14 protein-coding genes are annotated in these 18,242 nt (G+C 54.5%); 9 read left to right on the plus strand and 5 right to left on the minus strand.

The annotated features are described in order from the left end of the window. Nucleotides 1–25: 25 nt before the first annotated feature. Complete coding sequence (locus A3L14_RS08060) at nt 26–412, minus strand: hypothetical protein (RefSeq protein WP_055429533.1); 387 nt, start codon at nt 410–412, stop codon at nt 26–28. Nucleotides 413–515: 103 nt separating this feature from the next. Between A3L14_RS08060 and A3L14_RS08065 the strand changes: the two genes are divergently transcribed. Both A3L14_RS08065 and A3L14_RS08070 read left to right on the plus strand, forming a co-directional pair. After that, the gene (locus A3L14_RS08065) at nt 516–1,304 is read left to right on the plus strand and encodes a DUF63 family protein (protein ID WP_074631153.1); all 789 of its coding nucleotides are present in this window, start codon (nt 516–518) and stop codon (nt 1,302–1,304) included. 87 nt (nt 1,305–1,391) lie between these two features. Then, nucleotides 1,392–2,573: an ATP-binding protein gene (locus tag A3L14_RS08070; RefSeq protein ID WP_232473308.1), complete on the plus strand. Its 1,182-nt coding sequence runs from the start codon at nt 1,392–1,394 to the stop codon at nt 2,571–2,573. Here the strand turns inward: A3L14_RS08070 and A3L14_RS08075 are convergent. Genes A3L14_RS08075 through A3L14_RS08085 form a run of 3 tightly spaced genes read right to left on the minus strand, consistent with a single transcriptional unit; the run spans nt 2,524 to nt 6,714 of the window. After that, the gene (locus A3L14_RS08075) at nt 2,524–5,061 is read right to left on the minus strand and encodes a DEAD/DEAH box helicase (protein ID WP_055429535.1); all 2,538 of its coding nucleotides are present in this window, start codon (nt 5,059–5,061) and stop codon (nt 2,524–2,526) included. The genes A3L14_RS08070 and A3L14_RS08075 overlap by 50 nt on opposite strands. A gap of 21 nt (nt 5,062–5,082) precedes the next feature. Further along, a complete protein-coding gene (locus A3L14_RS08080; protein ID WP_055429536.1) occupies nt 5,083–5,556 on the minus strand; it encodes an Lrp/AsnC family transcriptional regulator in 474 nt (157 codons plus the stop codon). A gap of 30 nt (nt 5,557–5,586) precedes the next feature. Further along, on the minus strand, nt 5,587–6,714 hold the full coding sequence (locus A3L14_RS08085; protein ID WP_055429537.1) for a tyrosine--tRNA ligase: 1,128 nt from the start codon (nt 6,712–6,714) through the stop codon (nt 5,587–5,589). Nucleotides 6,715–6,896: 182 nt separating this feature from the next. On the opposite strand from A3L14_RS08085, the gene A3L14_RS08090 reads away from it, so the two are divergent. The 7 genes from A3L14_RS08090 to A3L14_RS08120 all read left to right on the plus strand — a co-directional run bounded on the left by A3L14_RS08090 (nt 6,897) and on the right by A3L14_RS08120 (nt 15,988). After that, nucleotides 6,897–7,937: a CGP-CTERM sorting domain-containing protein gene (locus A3L14_RS08090; protein ID WP_232473309.1), complete on the plus strand. Its 1,041-nt coding sequence runs from the start codon at nt 6,897–6,899 to the stop codon at nt 7,935–7,937. Nucleotides 7,938–8,024: 87 nt separating this feature from the next. Further along, nucleotides 8,025–9,476 carry an ABC transporter substrate-binding protein gene (locus tag A3L14_RS08095; protein WP_055429538.1) on the plus strand — a complete coding sequence of 484 codons (1,452 nt, stop codon included), beginning with the start codon at nt 8,025–8,027 and terminating at the stop codon, nt 9,474–9,476. Nucleotides 9,477–9,634: 158 nt separating this feature from the next. After that, nucleotides 9,635–11,476 (plus strand): ABC transporter permease, encoded by a 1,842-nt coding sequence (locus A3L14_RS08100; protein ID WP_055429539.1) that lies wholly within the window; start codon nt 9,635–9,637, stop codon nt 11,474–11,476. 10 nt (nt 11,477–11,486) lie between these two features. Continuing rightward, on the plus strand, nt 11,487–12,551 hold the full coding sequence (locus A3L14_RS08105; RefSeq protein ID WP_055429540.1) for an ABC transporter ATP-binding protein: 1,065 nt from the start codon (nt 11,487–11,489) through the stop codon (nt 12,549–12,551). A gap of 32 nt (nt 12,552–12,583) precedes the next feature. Next, nucleotides 12,584–13,216, plus strand: a complete 633-nt coding sequence (locus A3L14_RS08110; protein WP_055429541.1) for a DUF447 domain-containing protein — start codon at nt 12,584–12,586, stop codon at nt 13,214–13,216. A gap of 32 nt (nt 13,217–13,248) precedes the next feature. Then, a complete protein-coding gene (locus A3L14_RS08115) occupies nt 13,249–15,282 on the plus strand; it encodes a metallophosphoesterase (RefSeq protein WP_055429542.1) in 2,034 nt (677 codons plus the stop codon). Nucleotides 15,283–15,364: 82 nt separating this feature from the next. Beyond that, nucleotides 15,365–15,988: a hypothetical protein gene (locus tag A3L14_RS08120; protein WP_055429543.1), complete on the plus strand. Its 624-nt coding sequence runs from the start codon at nt 15,365–15,367 to the stop codon at nt 15,986–15,988. Here the strand turns inward: A3L14_RS08120 and A3L14_RS08125 are convergent, their stop codons facing one another. Then, entirely contained in the window at nt 15,989–18,127 is a 2,139-nt protein-coding gene (locus A3L14_RS08125) for a restriction endonuclease (RefSeq protein ID WP_074631149.1), read from the minus strand. Nucleotides 18,128–18,242 lie beyond the last annotated feature (115 nt).

An 18,242-nucleotide genomic window follows, 5' to 3' on the forward strand; every position in this document is an offset into this window, starting at 1 on the left:
TTATACCTTGCCCAAAAATAGAAACTCAGAGCGCCGCGAGGGCACCGATTGTGAAGAGTCCCAGGAGCGCGAGGATTCCCATCACCAGGATGGCTATAATCCCCGAGAGCAACCATGCCAAGAAGGCCCTGAGCCAGTCAGTATTGAACACTGCCTTGATGACCCAGATGTTGGCCAAGAAACCCAGTACTGGTCCAAACGGCCCCAGAACCACTCCAACCAGGGCACCAACAATGGCCGCCAGGATGCCTCCGCCGAGTATTGCGATCATTGCTTTCCCTATCGAGGCGTCATGGATCCCAATCAGCTTTGCCCCCATCCACAGGAACAGCGCCGCTATGAAGAGCGCCAGCAGGAAGCCCAGTATAGCTACAGCACCCATCCCAAAAACCATAGCAGGCCCGTACGGCATTACATCACCCCTTAATTTTTGAAACATCCAAGTTTATCAGCTTTTCCTTTTTGCTCCCAAAAGACCTTTAAAGGGGTAGGGGGACTCATCTGGGGGTGAAAAAATGCTGGAATCCCTGATGGACTTTCTCTACCGCTACTTCTGGGAGCCGATGTTCACGAGGAGCGGCTACAACCCGATTAACACATTCGTCTACGCCTTCCTGCTGGGCCTTGGAGTGATATACTCATATAAATATATAATCAAACCCCTCCGGATAAAGGTCGACGAGAGGCTCTTTCTGGCGGTTACACCAATGGTCATCTTTGGCTCGACGGTGAGGGCGCTCGTTGACGGGGGAGTTCTCCCAAAGAACCCCCTCATACTGACACCGGGCATATTCTTTACGGCCTTCATCCTGATACTCCCCGCCCTCGCGGCGGACGCAAAAATGGAGATGTACCCCAGGATAACCATTGCGTGGGGGGCACTTCTGGCGCTCTGGGCCAACTACCTCCTGGTGACCAACGCCAAGAGCTGGGAGCCCTACGGGCTGACCCTCATCCATACCGCAGTCAGCTTTGCCGCGGTCTTCGCGTTCTACCGGTGGAGGCCCTTTGAGAGGCTCTACCTTTACCCTGTCTTGGCACACTACTTCGATATAGCCTCGACCGTCGTTGCTATCCACTTCTACGGCTACCGCGAGGTGCACTGGCTGGAGAACATCCTGGTGAACTACCTGGGGGCGTACTCATACTACCCATGGATAACGCTGATACTCGTAGTGGTCTACTACGGGCTCAGGTACCTCGTGCCCGACGAAGAGGAGCGCTATTTCTGGTATCTCGCAATATACATCCTCGGCTTGGGCCCGGCCATAAGGGACCCGGCCCAGCTGGTGCTCCAGGTTTGAATTTTGTTTTTCCATGAAGACAAAATTGTTGAATTTTGTCTTCACTCGAAGACAATATTTTTAAAGATTGTGCCAAAGAGAATAATGGTGGACACTGTGGAGAGCAGGATTATTTCCTCGATAGTTTCAACGAGTAAGAGGTTGATGAAGTGGGCCTCAAGATTCCCAAAGAGAAGATTTCTTTACAGTGAGCTAAAAGAAATAGATAAAGAGTACTATGTTGGGGTAAAAGGGATTCGAGGTGTTGGAAAAACTGTGCTTCTTCTCCAATTGGCCTTTGAGACAGAAAAGAGCGTCTATTTCTCTGCGGATTCAACGCTTTTAAAGCCCTATTCACTTTATGAAATCGTTAAAGAGCTCCAAGGCATGGGCTTTAAGAACATCTTCATCGATGAGATACACAGAAAGGCTGGATGGGAAGAAGATTTGAAAACCCTGTATGATGAGCACGAGGTCCGGGTGTTTTTTTCTGGATCTTCTGCCATAGATATACTGCATTCTTCCGCCGATCTCTCAAGAAGGGTGGTACTCAAAGAACTCCCTCCGGCATCGTTTAGGGAGTGGCTTAACATAAAGAGGGGGGCTGATATCCAACCACTGTCTCTCGATGAAATCCTCTCGAAGGCATTCGAGACAACATACCGGTACATGGAATACGAGCCTATGTGGAAAGAGTACATGCTGAAGGGGGGAGTACTGTATCCAGATGGGGGCTTTTTTGACGCACTCGAAAACTCTCTGAGGAAGGTTATCCTCGAAGATATGGCTGCATTGAGGGAAGTTAGTGTCAAATACGAGGAAGATGCCTTCAAGTTGCTCTATCTCATTGCGAGGTCTAAACCCTTTGAGGCCAACTATTCCAGGATAGCCAAGAGCCTCGAAATATCAAAGACCCTTGCCATAAGGCTCGTCTCCGACCTGGAAAAAGCTGGGCTGATAATCAGGGTTCTTCCCTGCGAGAACATTCGAAAGGAACCCAAGCTTTATTTGACAGTACCGCTCAGGAGGTTTTTTGAGAGGAAGGGCTTTTCAGTGGAGTTGGGCTCGCTCCGTGAGGAGTTTTTCGTTAACCATGTGCGGCAGGTTGGACTCTGCTATCCCAAGAGTTCTCGGCTCACAAAGAAACCGGACTTCGTGGTGGCAGGAAAGATATTTGAAATTGGCGGTCCTGGGAAGGGGAGAGGACAAAGGCCGGATTACGTAGTCTCCGACGGCATAGTTACCGGTGATAACCGCGTTCCCCTCTTCCTCTTTGGTTTTCTCTACTAACTTTGCCCTCTTCAATCTCCATCTTCAGGATTTTTGCTTCTTTCTCAGCTCTCCCGACACGGAAGACCCTTGCAATTCTCTCGATTGCTTCAAGCTTCCTCACAATGCCATCGAGCCAAGTAAAGACGTCGCCCGGATAGACTATCAGCCCGTAGACCTTCCTGAAGTGCTCCGCTATCTGCGTCGGGTGTTTGCCGTTTCTCCTCAGCTCGATTATCATATCGCTCACGCGCTCCATCGCGTGCTCGGTGCAGTCCTCCTCAGGACACATGAAGAACTCCTGGTAGAGCATGAAGAGCCTCTCCGCCGCGTTGGGGCTGAGCTCCGGGATGACCCTGTCGAGCTCCTCAAGGATGGAAGCGAAGCTTGGCGAGAAGACGTTTGCACTCAGCCTTCCCCTAACTGCGCCCTCAAGCTCCCTCTGGAGCGTCCCGCTCAGGTAGAGGTTCTCGAATGGGAGGAGCTTGACGGCCATCCACCGGGCGGGCTTCTTTCCGAGGTTGTCCCTTATGAACGCCGCCTCCGTGGGCAGGAGGAAGCTCATGCTCACAGCTCGCCCGTAGGGCGTGACCTCAACAACCGGCCCTCTAAGCCGGACGAAGCCGAACTCCCTAAGCTTTTCGAGAACCTTTTCCGCGCTCTGGTTGGCGCCGAGGCATCTGGACTGGACATCCTCGATGACGTCAAGGCGGTTGAAGACGCAGGAGTGGGCCAGAACGTTGTCCTGTTCAAGCTCGTCGCTCCACTCCACAATTACTGGCTCGATTGGAGCGGTGAGGAGCTTGAACGCAACCTCGTCCTCCGAGCTTTCCATCTGGGCAGAATACTTTCTCCCGGGCTCGACTATGAGGTAGACCCTGCCCTTCTCGTGGTAGAGGGGCCTTCCGGCACGGCCGAGCATCTGGTGGAACTCCCTGACGGTGAGCCACTTGTTGCCCATGGCCAAACTCTCAAAGATTACCTGGGAGGCCGGAAAGTCCACACCTGCTCCAAGGGCGGCTGTGGTGACCACAACGTCGAGCCTCTGAGCCAAAAACTCCATCTCGGTGAGCTTTCTCTGCTTGTAGGGCAGGCCGGAGTGGTAAGGCTTGGCTCTAAGGCCTTTGCTCGTGAGGTAAGCCGCTAATTCGTGCGTCCTCTTGCGCGAGAAGGTGAAGACTATCGTCTGCCCCTTGTAGCCCTGCGGGGATTTCCTCATCGCCTCAGCACGGCAGAGAACCGCTATGTGGCGCCACTTCTCGCTCTCGTTCCTCGCTATGATTATGTGCCTCTCCAGATCGACCGGTCTCTCGTCGTAGAGCACCAGCTTCAGCCCGAGTTCTCTGGCCAGCTCGCCAGGGTTCCCGACGGTGGCGCTCAGGCCTATGAACTGGGCATCTGGGTAGAGCCTCCTTAAGCGGGCTATTAAACCGTCCAGCCTCGGCCCGCGCTCTTCGTCGTCCAGCATATGGATTTCGTCTATCACTATGGTTCCGATGTTGCCGATCTTCCTGCCGGCGCGGAGGAGGTAGTCTATTCCCTCGTAGGTTCCGACGATTATGTCCGCGTCTATCCCAGTATCAACCACAACCAGCTCGTCCCGGGTCTTTATGCGGCTCATGCCAACCCTTATCGCCACCCGGAGGCCGAGCTTGGAATAGCGCCGTTTGAAGTCATCGTACTTCTGGTTTGCCAGGGCAACGAGGGGGACGAGGAAGAGCATCTTCCCGCCCTTCATGGCCTTTGGGACACCGGCCAGCTCGCCAATGAGGGTCTTACCGCTCGCAGTGGCTGAAACCACAAGGAGGCTCTCACCCTCAAGAAGGCCGCCTTTTACCGCCAAGCTCTGGACGGGGAGGAGCTCGTTAACGCCTTCAGCTTTGAGAACGGATTTGAACTTCTCGGGAAGCGGAAGCTCGTCAAGGTGGACTTTCTCAACGCGCACGTGTTTGGCCTTCAGCTCGTCCCACTTTGTTATCTCCGGGTGCCCGGTAGGGTCAAAACGCGGGTCGAAGGCGTAGAGAACTTTATCAAGGTCTCTAAACCTGTCGAGGAGCTTTCTAGCCTGGTCAAACATTGCAACGCTCCTGAACCTGAAGCGGAGCTCCCTCTTCAGCTCGTCTTCCGCACACCTCTCGCAGATGTACTCGCCCTGGTATTTAATGCGGTTCCCCTCGGTGAGGACGGTCACCCTGCCGTCGAGGAGGCAGAGGCGGCAGAGCTCGGCTTTCTCAACGCGCTTGTTCTGGAGCCTTCTCTTAAAGTAGTCTTCCCACTCGCCCGCATTTATGAGGACTATCCTTGCCCCACGGAGAAGTTTCTCAATCTCCTTTGGGTTCCTGTAGTTGCTCCCCTCAAGGACCTTGAAGAGCCTTCCCTCGCGCATTATGAAGCGGTATATAGCATCGGCTTTGAGGTTCCTCATCTGTGAGAGCTTTTCGGGCTCGTTCTCAATGAAGAAAGCCTCAAGCTCGTTTTTCTTTCTTCCGGGCCTCACGACGAAGAGCATCCCCACTCCCTCGCCAAGCGATCAGCGCCTCTTGCTCTCACTGGGCACCCAGTTCTCCTTAAAGATATCTATTATAAGTGTGACTTCAACCCGCTCCAAGTTTTTGCCGAAGAGCCGTTTGAGCCTTCCGGCGAAGGCCTTGACTTCATCCGTATCGTGGAAGCTCGCCCTCACGAGTATCTGCCTCTCACCGCTGCGCCGGTAGAGGCTCTGAACTTCCTCCAGCCGAGCAATCCGCCTCAGAATTGGGTCAACGGTGTGGTCGTCTATGGCAAGCTTCAGCTCAAAAAACGCCTGAACGTATTCGTCGAGGAAGGCTGGGTCAACGATGGCGGAGTAGCCCTTAATTGCCCCGAGCTTCTCCAGCTTTTCTACCCTGTTCTTCACGCTCGCCGGGGACAGGCCAACCCTCTTCCCGAGCTCTGTGAGGGTTATCCTGCCCTCCTTCCGGAGGATTCTGAGTATCTCCCTGTCCTTCTCGTCTATCCCCGGCATCGGCTCCACCAGCTAAAAGGGAAGGAAAAGTCAGCGGGTGATCTTTATCTCCCGCATCAGCTCAAGCGGCTCTGGATTCCTCTCGAAGTAGTCCCTGACCGGCTTGAGGAGCTCAATGAGATATTCTGCCACCGCGTTCTTGAGGTCGAGCGGGTGGAGCTTGCCCTCGGCGAAGTCCCTCTTGAGCTCCTCGATGGTCGTGTAGGTGACGTCGCCGCCGAACTTGGCAGGTCTGTGTATTGTGAACTCGACTGGTTCTTCCCGGAAGATTATGTACTCGGCCCAATCTAAAACCGGGTTGTACTTGACCTCCCTGGCCGGGCAGAAGGCCTTCCTGAGTTTTTGCTTTATCTCCTCCGGCGTGTCGTGGATGAAGACGGCTGAGTAAGGCTTGCTCTTGCTCATCTTCATCTGGGTCTTTAGCTCCTTGAACTTCTCCTCGTCCTCTATCGGCCAGACCGGCGGCTCCTGCAGGCCCAGGAGGAGGTGGTGGTGCAGGGCGACCGGCTTGAGCTTCTCCCCATTCCACTCGAGCGGGTGGTATTTCAACTTTTGAGCGACTTCAATGGCTATAACGTGGGCCTTCCTCTGGTCCATTCCGGCGTGGGCTATCGTGACCCCCTGGTAGAAGATGTCAGCAACCTGCATAGCCGGGTAGATGAGCTTGGCGAAGTCTATGGCCTCACCCATCTGCCTGCCCATTATCGTTATCGAGCGCATCATTCTTGCCAGAGTAACGTTCTTGGAGATGTCTATGACGGTCTGCCAGTAGTCACCCTTCTCCAGTATCTCGCTGGCCAGAACGAACTCGACCTTGTCCGGGTCGCCGCCCATTACCTTAATGCTCTGCTTCATTCCCTCCTTGAAGTAGCTCAGCGCGACCTTCTGGATGACCTCAAGGTCTCCACCGAGCTTGTCGTTTATCCAGCTGTGCCAGTCAGCTAAGAATATCCTCGTCTTGATTCCAGCCTTCTGGAGGTCGGCTATCTTCGCTCCAGCCATAAGCCCGGTTCCGAGGTGAATGTAACCGCTTATCTCAAATCCGATGTAGTGCTGCATGGGGACACCAACTTCAAGCAGGTGCCTGAGGTTCTCCTCCGTCAGGAGCTCTTCCGTGGGCTTCCTCTTGATAAGTTCTATTTTCCTCTCAATATCCATACTCACCACCTGAAGCCTGAACGGTATAAGCCTTTAAGGACTTTACGGAAGTTTTTCCAGGCTGTTAAAGTTCGGATTCATAAGATTTATAACTTCATGGAGCGTAAATAACCCGGTGATACCATGAGGAAGGCTGCAATAATAATGGCAGTGTTTGTGTTCTTTGGTGTTTTGGTTTTGCCATGGCAAGTGCAACGACAATCGGCGTTGACCTCGCCCACGGCGAGAGCGACAAGGGACTGGCAGTTCTGACCGACAGGGACGGCAACGTCCTCGCGGAGGGAATGATAAAGACCCTCAGCGACTTCAACTGGGTCTACATCGGCGACCCTGCCGTTGCCGACACGCTTGGAATCCAGAACGTCGGCGACAAGATAACCTACGACGCGATTAAGGACGTTGACTTCCTTATCCTTGGACAGCCGAGCCAGGCCTTCAGCCCTGATGAAATACAGGCCATCGTCCAGTGGTGGAACGATGGAAACAGGATCCTCTGGGTTGCCGCTGATTCCGACTATGGAGACGGCCCGAACAGGATTGACTTTGCTGACACCATTCTTGACGCCATCGGCGCCAACCTGCGTGTTGACCAGGCTTCAGTTGAGGATGCAACAAGCAACGCCGGTGCCGGATACCGTGTCATCGGCCTCGTTAACCCCGACCCGGACACTCCCGAGAAGGACATGATAACCAAGGACCTCGCCAACGGCGGAAAGGTCCTCTTCCACGGCCCGGGTGTTGTCGCTTACTACGACGAGAACGGCGACTGGAAGCCCCTCCCTGTCGGAGGCGGCATTGAGAACATATATGTGATCGTCACCAGCAGTAAGGACGGCCAGATCGTTGAGAACACTGATCCAGCTGCCAACGCTTACACTGCCGGCGACACCGGCCAGTTCCCGCTCATGGCAGTCCAGCTCTTCCCGGACATGAAGAACGTCCTTATAGTCAGCGGTGAGACCCCCTACGGTGGCTACGAGCCAATGTGGGCACCCGAGTACCACGGGGTCAAGCTCGACGGCCCGCAGTTTGTCTCCAACTTCATTAAGTGGGCAGTCTACGTCCAGGGCGAGCTCGGCAAGGAGACCGCAAGCGAAACGACCAGCGAGGCCTCTGAAACTGGCAGCGAAACCACCGAAGGCGGTGAAACCGGAGGCACCACCTGCGGTCCGGCTGCCCTCGTTGGCCTTGCACTCGTCCCGCTCCTCCTCAGGAGGAAGTGATTCCCTTCCTTTCTTCTGTCATTTGAACCATTAATTTTTTATTGTGTTTTGCCAACTTCAGCTGATTGACATAGCAGGGTGGTAAAAATGAAAAAGATCGTGTCGGTGGGTATAATCTTTCTTCTTGCACTCAGCATAGTGGCCAGCGGATGTATAGGCGGAGGGGAGACCTCCACAGGGACTTCTGGCGAGGGCATAACCCTCGTCGTCGTCACGAGGCACGACGCGACCATCCAGTACATGGTAAAGCAGGCCTTCCTTCAGAGCGACATAGCCAAGCAGTACAACATAAAAGACCTCAAGTTCATCAAGGTTCCCGAGAGCCTCTGGCCCAGCTACATCCAGAAGGGCGCCGATGTCGGCTGGGGAGGAGGGCCGACCCTCTTCGACGACCTTTACAAGGCAGGATACCTTGCCCCGATAACTGATAAGAAAGTACTCGACCTCCTCGGCAACCCGATACCGACCGAGCTCGCCGGAATGCCCATGGTTAGGAAGGACGGTGACAAGGTTTACTGGATCGCCGCGGCACTTTCATCCTTCGGTTTCACCGTCAACAAGAAGCAGCTCGCCAAGTGGAACCTCAAGATGCCCGAGAAGTGGGAGGACGTTGCCAGTGAGGACTGGGCTCTTGACCCACCGCAGTACGGCATAGCCGACCCGACGAGGAGCACCTCCAACACCAGGATATACCAGATCATCCTCCAGGCCTTTGGATGGGACCAGGGATGGCGCATCATGACCCTCATAGCTGCCAACTCCAAGGTGTACATGGCAAGTGACGCCGTCAGAGATGCAGTTATAAACGGCGAAATCGCCGCAGGAAACACCATTGACTTCTACGGGTACACCGCCATGCAGCAGAACCCCGACTGTCTTTATGTTGTTCCAAAGGGAGAGAGCATAATCAACGGCGACCCGATAGCACTCCTTGCCAAAGCCCAGCACCCCGAGGCGGCCCAGGCCTTCATCTACTGGGTTCTCACCGAGGGCCAGGCCGTCTGGATGAGCCCGGACGTCAACAGGCTGCCCATCAACCCGCAGATATTTGACATGAAGATAACAAAGGTCTACGCGGACGTTATATTCAAGGGCCAGCACGAGGGCCAGACCTACGGCGAGGCCAGGCCGGCCCTTAAGAAGGCCTACCAGGACGCCACCAGCGCCCAGGGAATCCCGTTCGATGACAAGAGGGCCCTCGAAACTGTGAGTGCCCTTCAGTACTACTTCAAGGCAACCCTCGTTGACCCGAACCAGCAGCTCCACAACGCGTGGGTCGCCATAGTCCAGGCCTACAGGAGTGGAAAGATAACCAAGGAGCAGTTTGAGCAGCTCAAGGACGAGCTCACCGCACCGATACAGTTCAAGGATCCGGAGACCGGCAAGACCGTCACCTTCACCGAGGAGTACGCCAAGAGCATCAACGACAGGATTGTGAAGGACAGGAACTTCCAGGATCAGCTCGTCCAGGCATGGCGCCAGGCGGCGATGGACAAGTACAACAAGGTGCTCCAGGACCTCAAGCAGATCACCGGATGAGTTTGACATTTTTCTGGAAATTCTCCCTTTTTGCCTTTCCTAATTTCTATGTGCCCGGCGCAAGAATGCTTTGGAAACGTTTAAATATGGCCCTTGAGACCATGCGAGAAGCAAAGGAGTGTTGCACATACACAAAGAGGACGGGAGGTCGATAACCCATGAGAGTTAGCAAGTGGAGCGAGAGGCTCTTTGGAACGCCTATTTTCGACCCTGTTGTGACTGCGTCGTTCATGATACCCCTTCTGTACCTCGTGGCGTTCCTGATAATTCCCGTGCTGGCAATGCTGGCGGTGGCCTTTGAGTACAACGGCAGCTTTTCCCTCCACTGGTTCACGAGCATACTGACCTCGGATTACTACATCAGCTTCCGCCCCGAAGGGACGTTCTCGCAGCTGATAACGATGCCCAACGGTGAGCAGATATACTACGTCCAGGGCGTAGACTTCGGTGTCATTCTGAACTCAATAATAGTGTCCGTCAGCGTCATGATACTGACGACGATTCTGGGGACGATCTTCGCCTTTGTCATGGCCCGCTACGACTTTCCGGGCAAGAACATCGTCAGAATCCTGCTCTTCGTACCGCTTCTCGTCACCCCCTTCGTGAACGTCTTCATCGTTAAGAAGATGTTCCTCCCAGACGGGCTCATTAACTGGATCTTCTACGACATCCTCCATGTGTTCCCGCACAGAATCGTTATCGACGGCCTCATCGGTGTAATCGTCGCCCAGACCATGACGTACTACCCGATAGTCTACCTCAACGCCTATGCCAGCTTCATCAACATTGACCCGACCCTTGAGGAGCAGGCGGAGAACCTCGGAAGCAGAGGGTTCCACCTCTTCAGGACGGTAACGTTTCCCCTTGCGTTGCCGGGAATTGCGGCCGGAGCGACCCTCGTCGGCATATTCAGCCTTGAGGACCTTGCGGCACCGATAGTCTTCCAGGGCAACCCGCTCGCGAGGAAGCTCATGTCCTTCCAGATCTACAGCGCGTTCACCAGCGGCTTCAACGTCGGTAGCCCACAGCTCGCGGCACTCGCTTTGATAATGCTCACGATAGCGATACTCATGTTCCTCGGCATCAGGAAGTACGTCAGCATGCGGCAGTACGCGATGCTCAGCAAGGGCGGAAGGTGGAAGCCCCGCGTGGCCAAGCCCAAGGGCTGGCAGGCCATCCTCATATACTTTGTAGTCCTGCCGATGCTCCTCATCTCTATATTCCCCCAGGTGGGCGTTGTCCTTCTGGCCTTCAGCAAAAGCTGGGCCGGCACGTGGCCCGACGGCTTTACCACGGCACACATAAAGAGCATCATAACCCAGCCCGACATCGAGAGGGTGATCCTCAACAGCGTCATGTACTCAACCGTGGCCATAGTGGTCATAATCCTCCTGTCCCTCACCGCCTCATACGCATCCAGCAGGTTCAAGAAGAGCAAACTCGGCCCGGTGCTCGACAGCCTTGCGACCATCCCGATAGCGGTTCCGGGAATAGTCATTGCCATGAGCTACTTCTTCTTCTTCGCCAAGGTGTTCCCCGACACGCCCCTCGACCCGACCAACCTGCTCGGCTTCAACCCGGCCATGGTGCTGGTGCTGGCCTATTCTATCAGACGTCTGCCCTTCGCGGCGCGCTCCATCTCCGCGGGAATCCAGCAGGTTCACGTCTCGCTTGAGGAAGTTGCCCTCAACCTCGGTGCCAGCAGGTGGAAGGCCCTAACCGGGATCCTCATACCCCTAATACTCCTCAACCTCCTCGGAGGGGCAATGCTGAGCTTCGTCTACTGTATGAGCGAGACCAGCGTCGGCATCACCCTGGGTTCCATCAACCCGGACTACTACCCGATAACGGCAAGGATGGTCGAGCTCATGACCAGCGCCGTCGGAAGCGCCAACCTGGCGGCAGCTCTGGGCGTGTTCCTAATGACGGTTCAGATAATCGCCATAGTCCTTGCCAACGTGATAACCAAGCAGAGGTACTCGTTCATAGGTCTCACATGAGGTGGTTGAAATGGTTGACGTCAAGCTTGAGAACATCGTTAAAACTTTCGGAGAAACGGTCGCCCTTAAGGGGATAAACCTCCACATAAAAGCGGGGGAACTCTTCACCCTGCTCGGACCGAGCGGCTGTGGAAAGTCAACGACGCTGAGAATTATAGCCGGCCTCGACTTCCCGGACAGCGGAACTATATACTTCGGCGACGAGGAGGTCACCTACCTGCATTCCAGCAAGCGCGGTGCCGTTCTCGTCTTCCAGAACTACGCCCTCTGGCCGCACATGACGGTCTTTGACAACGTCGCCTACGGCCTCAAGCTCAAGAAGCTCCCCAAGGAAGAGATACGGAAGAAGGTCGAGTGGGCCCTTGACCTCGTCAAGCTCCGCGGTTTCGAGGACAGGTACCCGACCCAGCTTTCCGGTGGTCAGCAGCAGCGTGTCGCCATAGCTAGGGCGCTGGTCGTCGAGCCGAAGGTTCTCCTCCTCGACGAGCCGCTGAGCAACCTCGATGCCAAGCTCAGGCTTGAGATGCGTTCCGAGATCAGGAGGATCCAGCGCGAGCTGGGCATCACCGTCATCTACGTCACCCACGACCAGGAGGAGGCCATGGCGATAAGCGATAGGATAGCGGTGATGAACGTCGGCACCGTCGAGCAGGTCGGAACTCCAAGGGAGATATACGAGAGCCCGAGGACGGAGTTCGTCGCCTCATTCATGGGCAAGACCAACGTCATCCCCGCCAGGGTCGTGGAGAGGGACGGCAACAAGGTCACCGTTGAATTCGAAGGGATAAGGCTTGACGGCCTCCATTACACTGAAAAGAGCGACGACGTCGTCATAGTCATCAGGCCGGAGAGGATAAAGCTCAAGCCGGTCGAGAACGCGGTCTCATTCACCGGAACCGTTGACCTCGTCGAGTACTACGGATTCTTCATTGAGGTCGTCGGCCTCTTCGGCGAGACGAGGATCATAGCCAGAACCATCAGCGACAGGGACATCGGAGGGCTCAGGCCCACGCAACCGGTAACGTTCTATGTGAACAGGGACGACATCATCGTCCTGCCGAAGCAGCAGCTTTAAATTCTCCTTTTCTATTCTCCCCTGGTGGTGTCATGGAGCTCATTGGCTTCTTCAACGAGGGTCAGGTCTACGAGGTTCTCCTGGTCACTCGCTCGAACGTCACTCCCGTCGGCGTTGTAAGGAAGGGGAATAGACTGTTTTTCAAACTCTTCGGCGGGAAAAGTAGAGAGGACATACAAGACCACCCCAGGGCCTCGATACAGGTAACCAACGACGCCGAACTCATTGTTAAACTCGCCCTCAACTTTCCTGTGCAGACTGAGTTCAAAGAAAGTGACGGCTACCGCTGGATAGCGGGCCTTCCGGGTGTTTACGGGAGGGTTGAGTTCATGGAGGAGCCCCACAATGACGAACTTGGGTCGGCCACCGTTCTGGAGTGTAGCCTCACCCCAGAGGGGGAGATTGATGGTACCCTGCCGCCGAGGCCGATAAGCAGGGCGGACTTCCACCTCATTGAGATGGCGGTTCACCTCACAAGACTCCTTGTGGCAGTCAGGAAGGGAAAACTTGACGTTGCAAAGCGGCTCCACGATGATGTGATGTTGAACTACCTTATGTATAAACGCTTTGGTGGACGTTCCGAGGTTGCCAAGAGGATGGTTGAAACCGCGGAGGCCAGTTTTGGCCAGAATTCCACAGAGACTCCTGCAAAGGAAAGCTTATAACCTATTTTTGCAACGATGTTTTTGGTGATGCTATGCTGGGCAGGAAAATAATCTCCCTGTTGATAGCCCTTTTTACACTGGCAGCGATTCCAGCGAGCACGGTGTGGGCAGCGACTCCAGCCACTCCAGGGGACATCCTGATTCAGCCTCTGCCGGGAGCGCCTGTGATAGGCATGCCGGGTGACACCGTGGAGATATATCCCGCGGAGGGCGTTACAATCCAGGAACTGCAGATAGTTTCAATACTGCACGGCCCGTATAATCTGGAGATCGTCGGAACGGAGAACGGGGCTGTCAAGGCTAAAATACCCGAAAACGTTGAGCCAGACGTCTACTTCCTCGCGGTCAAGAGCGACAAGGGCGAGATCACGATCCCCAACGGCGTATGGGTCATGAAAAAGGCCCCGACGGTTCTCAAGATAGCCCATGGAAGTGACCTCCACGTGACGAGCGGGTCAAAGATGGGGTTCGTCTGCGGCGACTACTTCCAGAAGAGCCTAACCGGCATTCTTGAGTACTGCAAGAACCCGATAGCACTCCACAGCTACACAGCAACAGACAGCTTCATGACCTACTACGGTATGGTCGGACAGGACGGGACAAACGTCATAAACATCATCCTCGCCACCGGTGATGACGTCGACACCAACGGCGACAGGCGTGGCTATGAGCTCCTCGACGAAACAATCCTCCACGCAACCGCAGCGGGAACCCCCTTCATGGCAGTTAAAGGAAATCACGACCATCCGCCGAAGTACTACAACAAATACGTCGGCCCGAGCTACTTCTACAGGGTCATCGGGAACTTCCTCATCATAGGCCTCGACAGCCGCGGTGAGGAGAGGCACCCGGACATGGAGCAGCTCAAGTGGATGGAAGATGTCCTCAAGAGCCACCCCGACAAGATACCGATCGTGTTTGTCCACCACTATTTCTGGTACATAAGCAGGCTCAACGGTGGAGTGGTGGAGAACCTCACTGCTTTCGACGACAACGACTGGCAGCAGATAAAGAAGCTCGCCAGCTGGGACTGGGTTGGCAGGAACGGCGAGTACGAGGACATAGCCAGGTACTTCCTCCAGATGGTCGAGAAGTACAACGTCAGGCTCGTCCTCAGCGGCCACATCCACAAGGACAAGCCCGTCCTCTACATTGACAAAAACGGTGAGAAGCACTGGTTCTATGCACTTACCACCACAGGAGCGCCGGACAAGACCAGCAATCCTGTTAGTGAGACCGACAAAAAGAGGGGTTACACCAAGCCCAGCTGGTACGGCTCCCAGATAATATACGTCTACGACAACGGCACCGTTGAGTTCCCGTACCTCCTCAGGGACATATTTGACAAGGACAACCCCGTTTCCCTTCCGGTTCCGCAAAAGTTCATCGTCTTCCGCCAGGACGGAGAGGACGGGACTGCGGTCAAGTTCATCAACGAGCTCGGCAAGAGCATAAGCGGCCCGATAGCCCTCCAGATACCCGCTGGAGCCAAAGTCGACCCCCAGGCGACCAACATAACCTACACCGTTCTCGGTGAGAAGGAGATAGGTGGAACATACTACATGCTCCTCAACGTCACCGTCCCGGAGGGAATCAGCCAGATAGCCGTTGTAAAGGAAGCTGACACCAAGGCGCCTGAAGTCAAGGTCGGCTACCTCTCGCCCAGCAAGCCCAAGCCGGGCAAGGCCTTCAAGGTCTACATCAGCGCCAGCGACAACGTTGGAATCAGGGACATGAAGGTGCAGATAATAAGCGACGGAAAGGTCATAGCTGAATACCCGGCGTTCTCAATGAAGCCAGCGGAGGTCTCGGCCACCTACTTCACCGAGGTTCCAGGTGTTGACGCCAGCGAGTTCACCATCAAGGTCATAGCGACCGACTTCTACGGCAACACCGGCGAGACCACCTACACCGTCGGGGGAACGGCCAAGACAACCACCCCAACAACGAGCGCCACAGAGAGCACCACCGAAAGCGCCACCCAGGGCACTACCGGAAGCACCTGCGGTCCGGCTGCCCTCGTTGGCCTTGCACTCGTCCCGCTCCTCCTCAGGAGGAGGAAGTGACCCTCCCCTCTTTTTTCTTGTATTTACAGTTCTCCCGGCACCTCCCATGGAAGAGTTTTTAAACCATCTCCATAAGCCCTCCATGGTGATGAAGGTGAAGTTCAAGGGTAAAGCCTTCGGCGACATCGTGAGGATGGAGTTTGATATCCTCACCCTCAGCGAGCTTAAAATAGATGACCTGCGAGACTTCGACGTTGATTCCATCAAGATAGAGCTCAAACCGACATCCTCTGGAATAAAGGTCATCGGCATATGGGAGGGTACGGTTGAAGAGGCAGGGGAGGGGATAAAGAAGGCCCTCCGGGAGAGCTACAAGCTCCGCGAGAGGATTCTTAACAGGATAAAAAGCAAGACCGAAGCCATAAGGAGCACCATGCACCAGCTCGGCTTCAGGGAGGACGTGGAGGGCTATGGGAGTGTGCTCAGGTTCACCAAAAAGGTTGGTGCGTATGAGATAGTGGTGGTGGCCTCTACCACCGAGGACGTGGTGCGCGTTGAGGTCTACGGCAACGACAAGAAGATCATCAGCCCAGAGATAGAGAGCATCTTTGAGGACGTTGAGGTCGAGGAGCTTGAGGTCTACGACTTCGAGGACAGCAAGGAAGAGAGGCTCGTAATCAACCTTGAAATTCCAAAGAACGAGGAGAAGCCGGAGAGGAAAATAGTGGAAGCAATAAAAATGATAGAGAACATGCTGATGACGTGATCATTTGTATTTGCTCTCAAGCTGGAGCCGCTTTAGCTTTGCCGCTATTCCTTTTATCGGTGCGGTGTCTTCGCTCAGTATTTTGCCCGTTTTTGTGTCTATCCTCGCATAGTAGAACTTCCCCCTGCCAGAGACCTTGATGTTTATGTATCCCCTGTCCTTATAGTGTGTGAGCCTCTCCGTTGTTAGGGCTTCCTCGCCGAAGGTCTTCCTCAGGTGTTCGTGGTACATGGTCTCAATGGCCATCTCAGTGAAGCGCACGTTTTCTTTGAGAACTTCCCCTGTGGCCCTGTGGAGAGTCAGGTTTCCTATTTTGGTCTTTCCGGCAAACTCCACATTCCAGTTTTCATCCAGAGAAATCGAGTCTATTCCAGCCTCCTCGTCAATCTCCCTGGCACGTTCCAGGGCTATTTTTTCCGCCAGCTCCCGTCTAAGAACGCGGTCTACCTCCTCGACAAGCTTCCCGTCCCTGCTCAGCCTTATGGTTACCACGTGTCTGTCGTTCTCAGCCTTCAGTGTGTACTCGGCCTCGTTTCCTTCCACCGAGACTATCTCAAAATCCGGATACCTCTCGGCGACAAGTTCCTTTGCTCTTTCGGGGGTTATCTCCACGAGGTAATCGAGGACGTCCCCCGTGGCACCGTCCACCTTCACGGTTGCCTTCCCGTCGGGGCTCTCAAGGGCCAGCTCAAGGTATTTGTGTTCAAGCACCCTGTGGGACTTCATCTCAAGGTTTCTGAGCGGGAAGTTTGCCTCTATAACCTCCCGGGCGTTTTTGAAGGCTTCATCAGGAGAAGGAAGCTTCCTAATCTCCCTGTGCTGGCCGTTCGTCAAATCTACCTCAAGAACCGCTATACCGTCAGAGAGGAGGATATCTGCAACGGCCACTTTCCTGCCCTTCTCAAGGTTAATGACCTTCCCATCCGGGTACACCTTCCTCAACAGCTCGTCCAGAGCCTCATCACTCAGAAGGGCTTCGAGACTGAGAGGCCTCCCGGTATACTCATTGAACGTCATTTCAAAGGAGAAGCTCTTGGTCTTACCTGAGATCCTGACCCTCCCTCTCTCCCTCCGTAGTTCTTTCTCCAGCACTTCCTCCCCAGTCTGTTCGAACACCATCTCCTCGGTTTTCCTGACAAAGTACTCATCGGGTAAGGGGCTTATATCGAACCGAACCTCACCAGTTTCCAGATTTACAGTGGCCTTTGCCCTGTTATCTCCCACCTTAAGGTCGAGTTTGGCAAGCTTTGGAACGTAGACCTTCTTTCGTTCGTGGATTGATATCTTCCCCTCCGGGACATTCAGCTCCCCGGCGGCCCTTTCCTTGAGCAGCAGGACTGCCTCGCTTGGGCTTATTGGAACCTCTATGTCTCTCTCGGTTGCTCTAATGGCGGACGCATCGTTGAGCAAGGCTTTTGTTACCGGGACGCTGAGATTCTTGTCCTCGGTTGCTCGGAGGACAATTTTATCGCCCGAGAACACGACCGCCTTATCCTTCTGGTTGCCCTCCTCAATGGACCAGGAGAATATGTACGCGCTGGACAGAGTTACGGAAAGGGAGAGGAGGCTCATCTCGGAGGGCTTGACCGGATACCTGGAAGAAGCAAAGGACGCCACCTTTTTAAACACGTTCTCGGCAGAGAAGTCGTGGAGAAGGGGGGCATCGAGCTCAAACTCGTTGAGAGCACTCTTTTTTTCGGGCTTTTTTCTGGCATTCTCAGCCATTCTCACAAGTTCCTCGGGAGGTTCAACGGAGTAGTTATGGAACAGCGAGGCCAGCTTCTCCCCGTCCCACGGAATTATCCTTCCCCGGTATTCCCTCGATATGAGCACCTTGGCGTCCTTGGTGAATCCCGCGGTTGAGATGAGTATCCCTTTGTCGGCCTTGTACTTCTCCACCAAGTCTGCGAAGACATTGACGTCACGTGATGAAGCGAGTCCCTTACGGTGAACGGCTATCACAAGCTTCTCCATGCCGGCTATGGGGTCATCCCTTATGGCCACGATGTCTATTCCCCAGTCCTTCTTGCTGGAAACCCTTTCATAGTCTCTGAACCCCATCCTCTTCAGCAGTTCGATTACGTTTTCAATGAGAACGTCCTCTGGCGCAAGCATTATTATATCCTGGGTCCACGGCATCACTCTCACCCATGAGAGCGGAATCAGACACTGACGTATTTTTGAATCTCATTTTATAAATCTCTTTCCCCGGAAATTCATTATCACTAGAGGTGTTCAAAATAAGTTTTTAACG

This window comes from Thermococcus thioreducens, assembly GCF_002214545.1.
Lineage (GTDB): Archaea > Methanobacteriota_B > Thermococci > Thermococcales > Thermococcaceae > Thermococcus > Thermococcus thioreducens.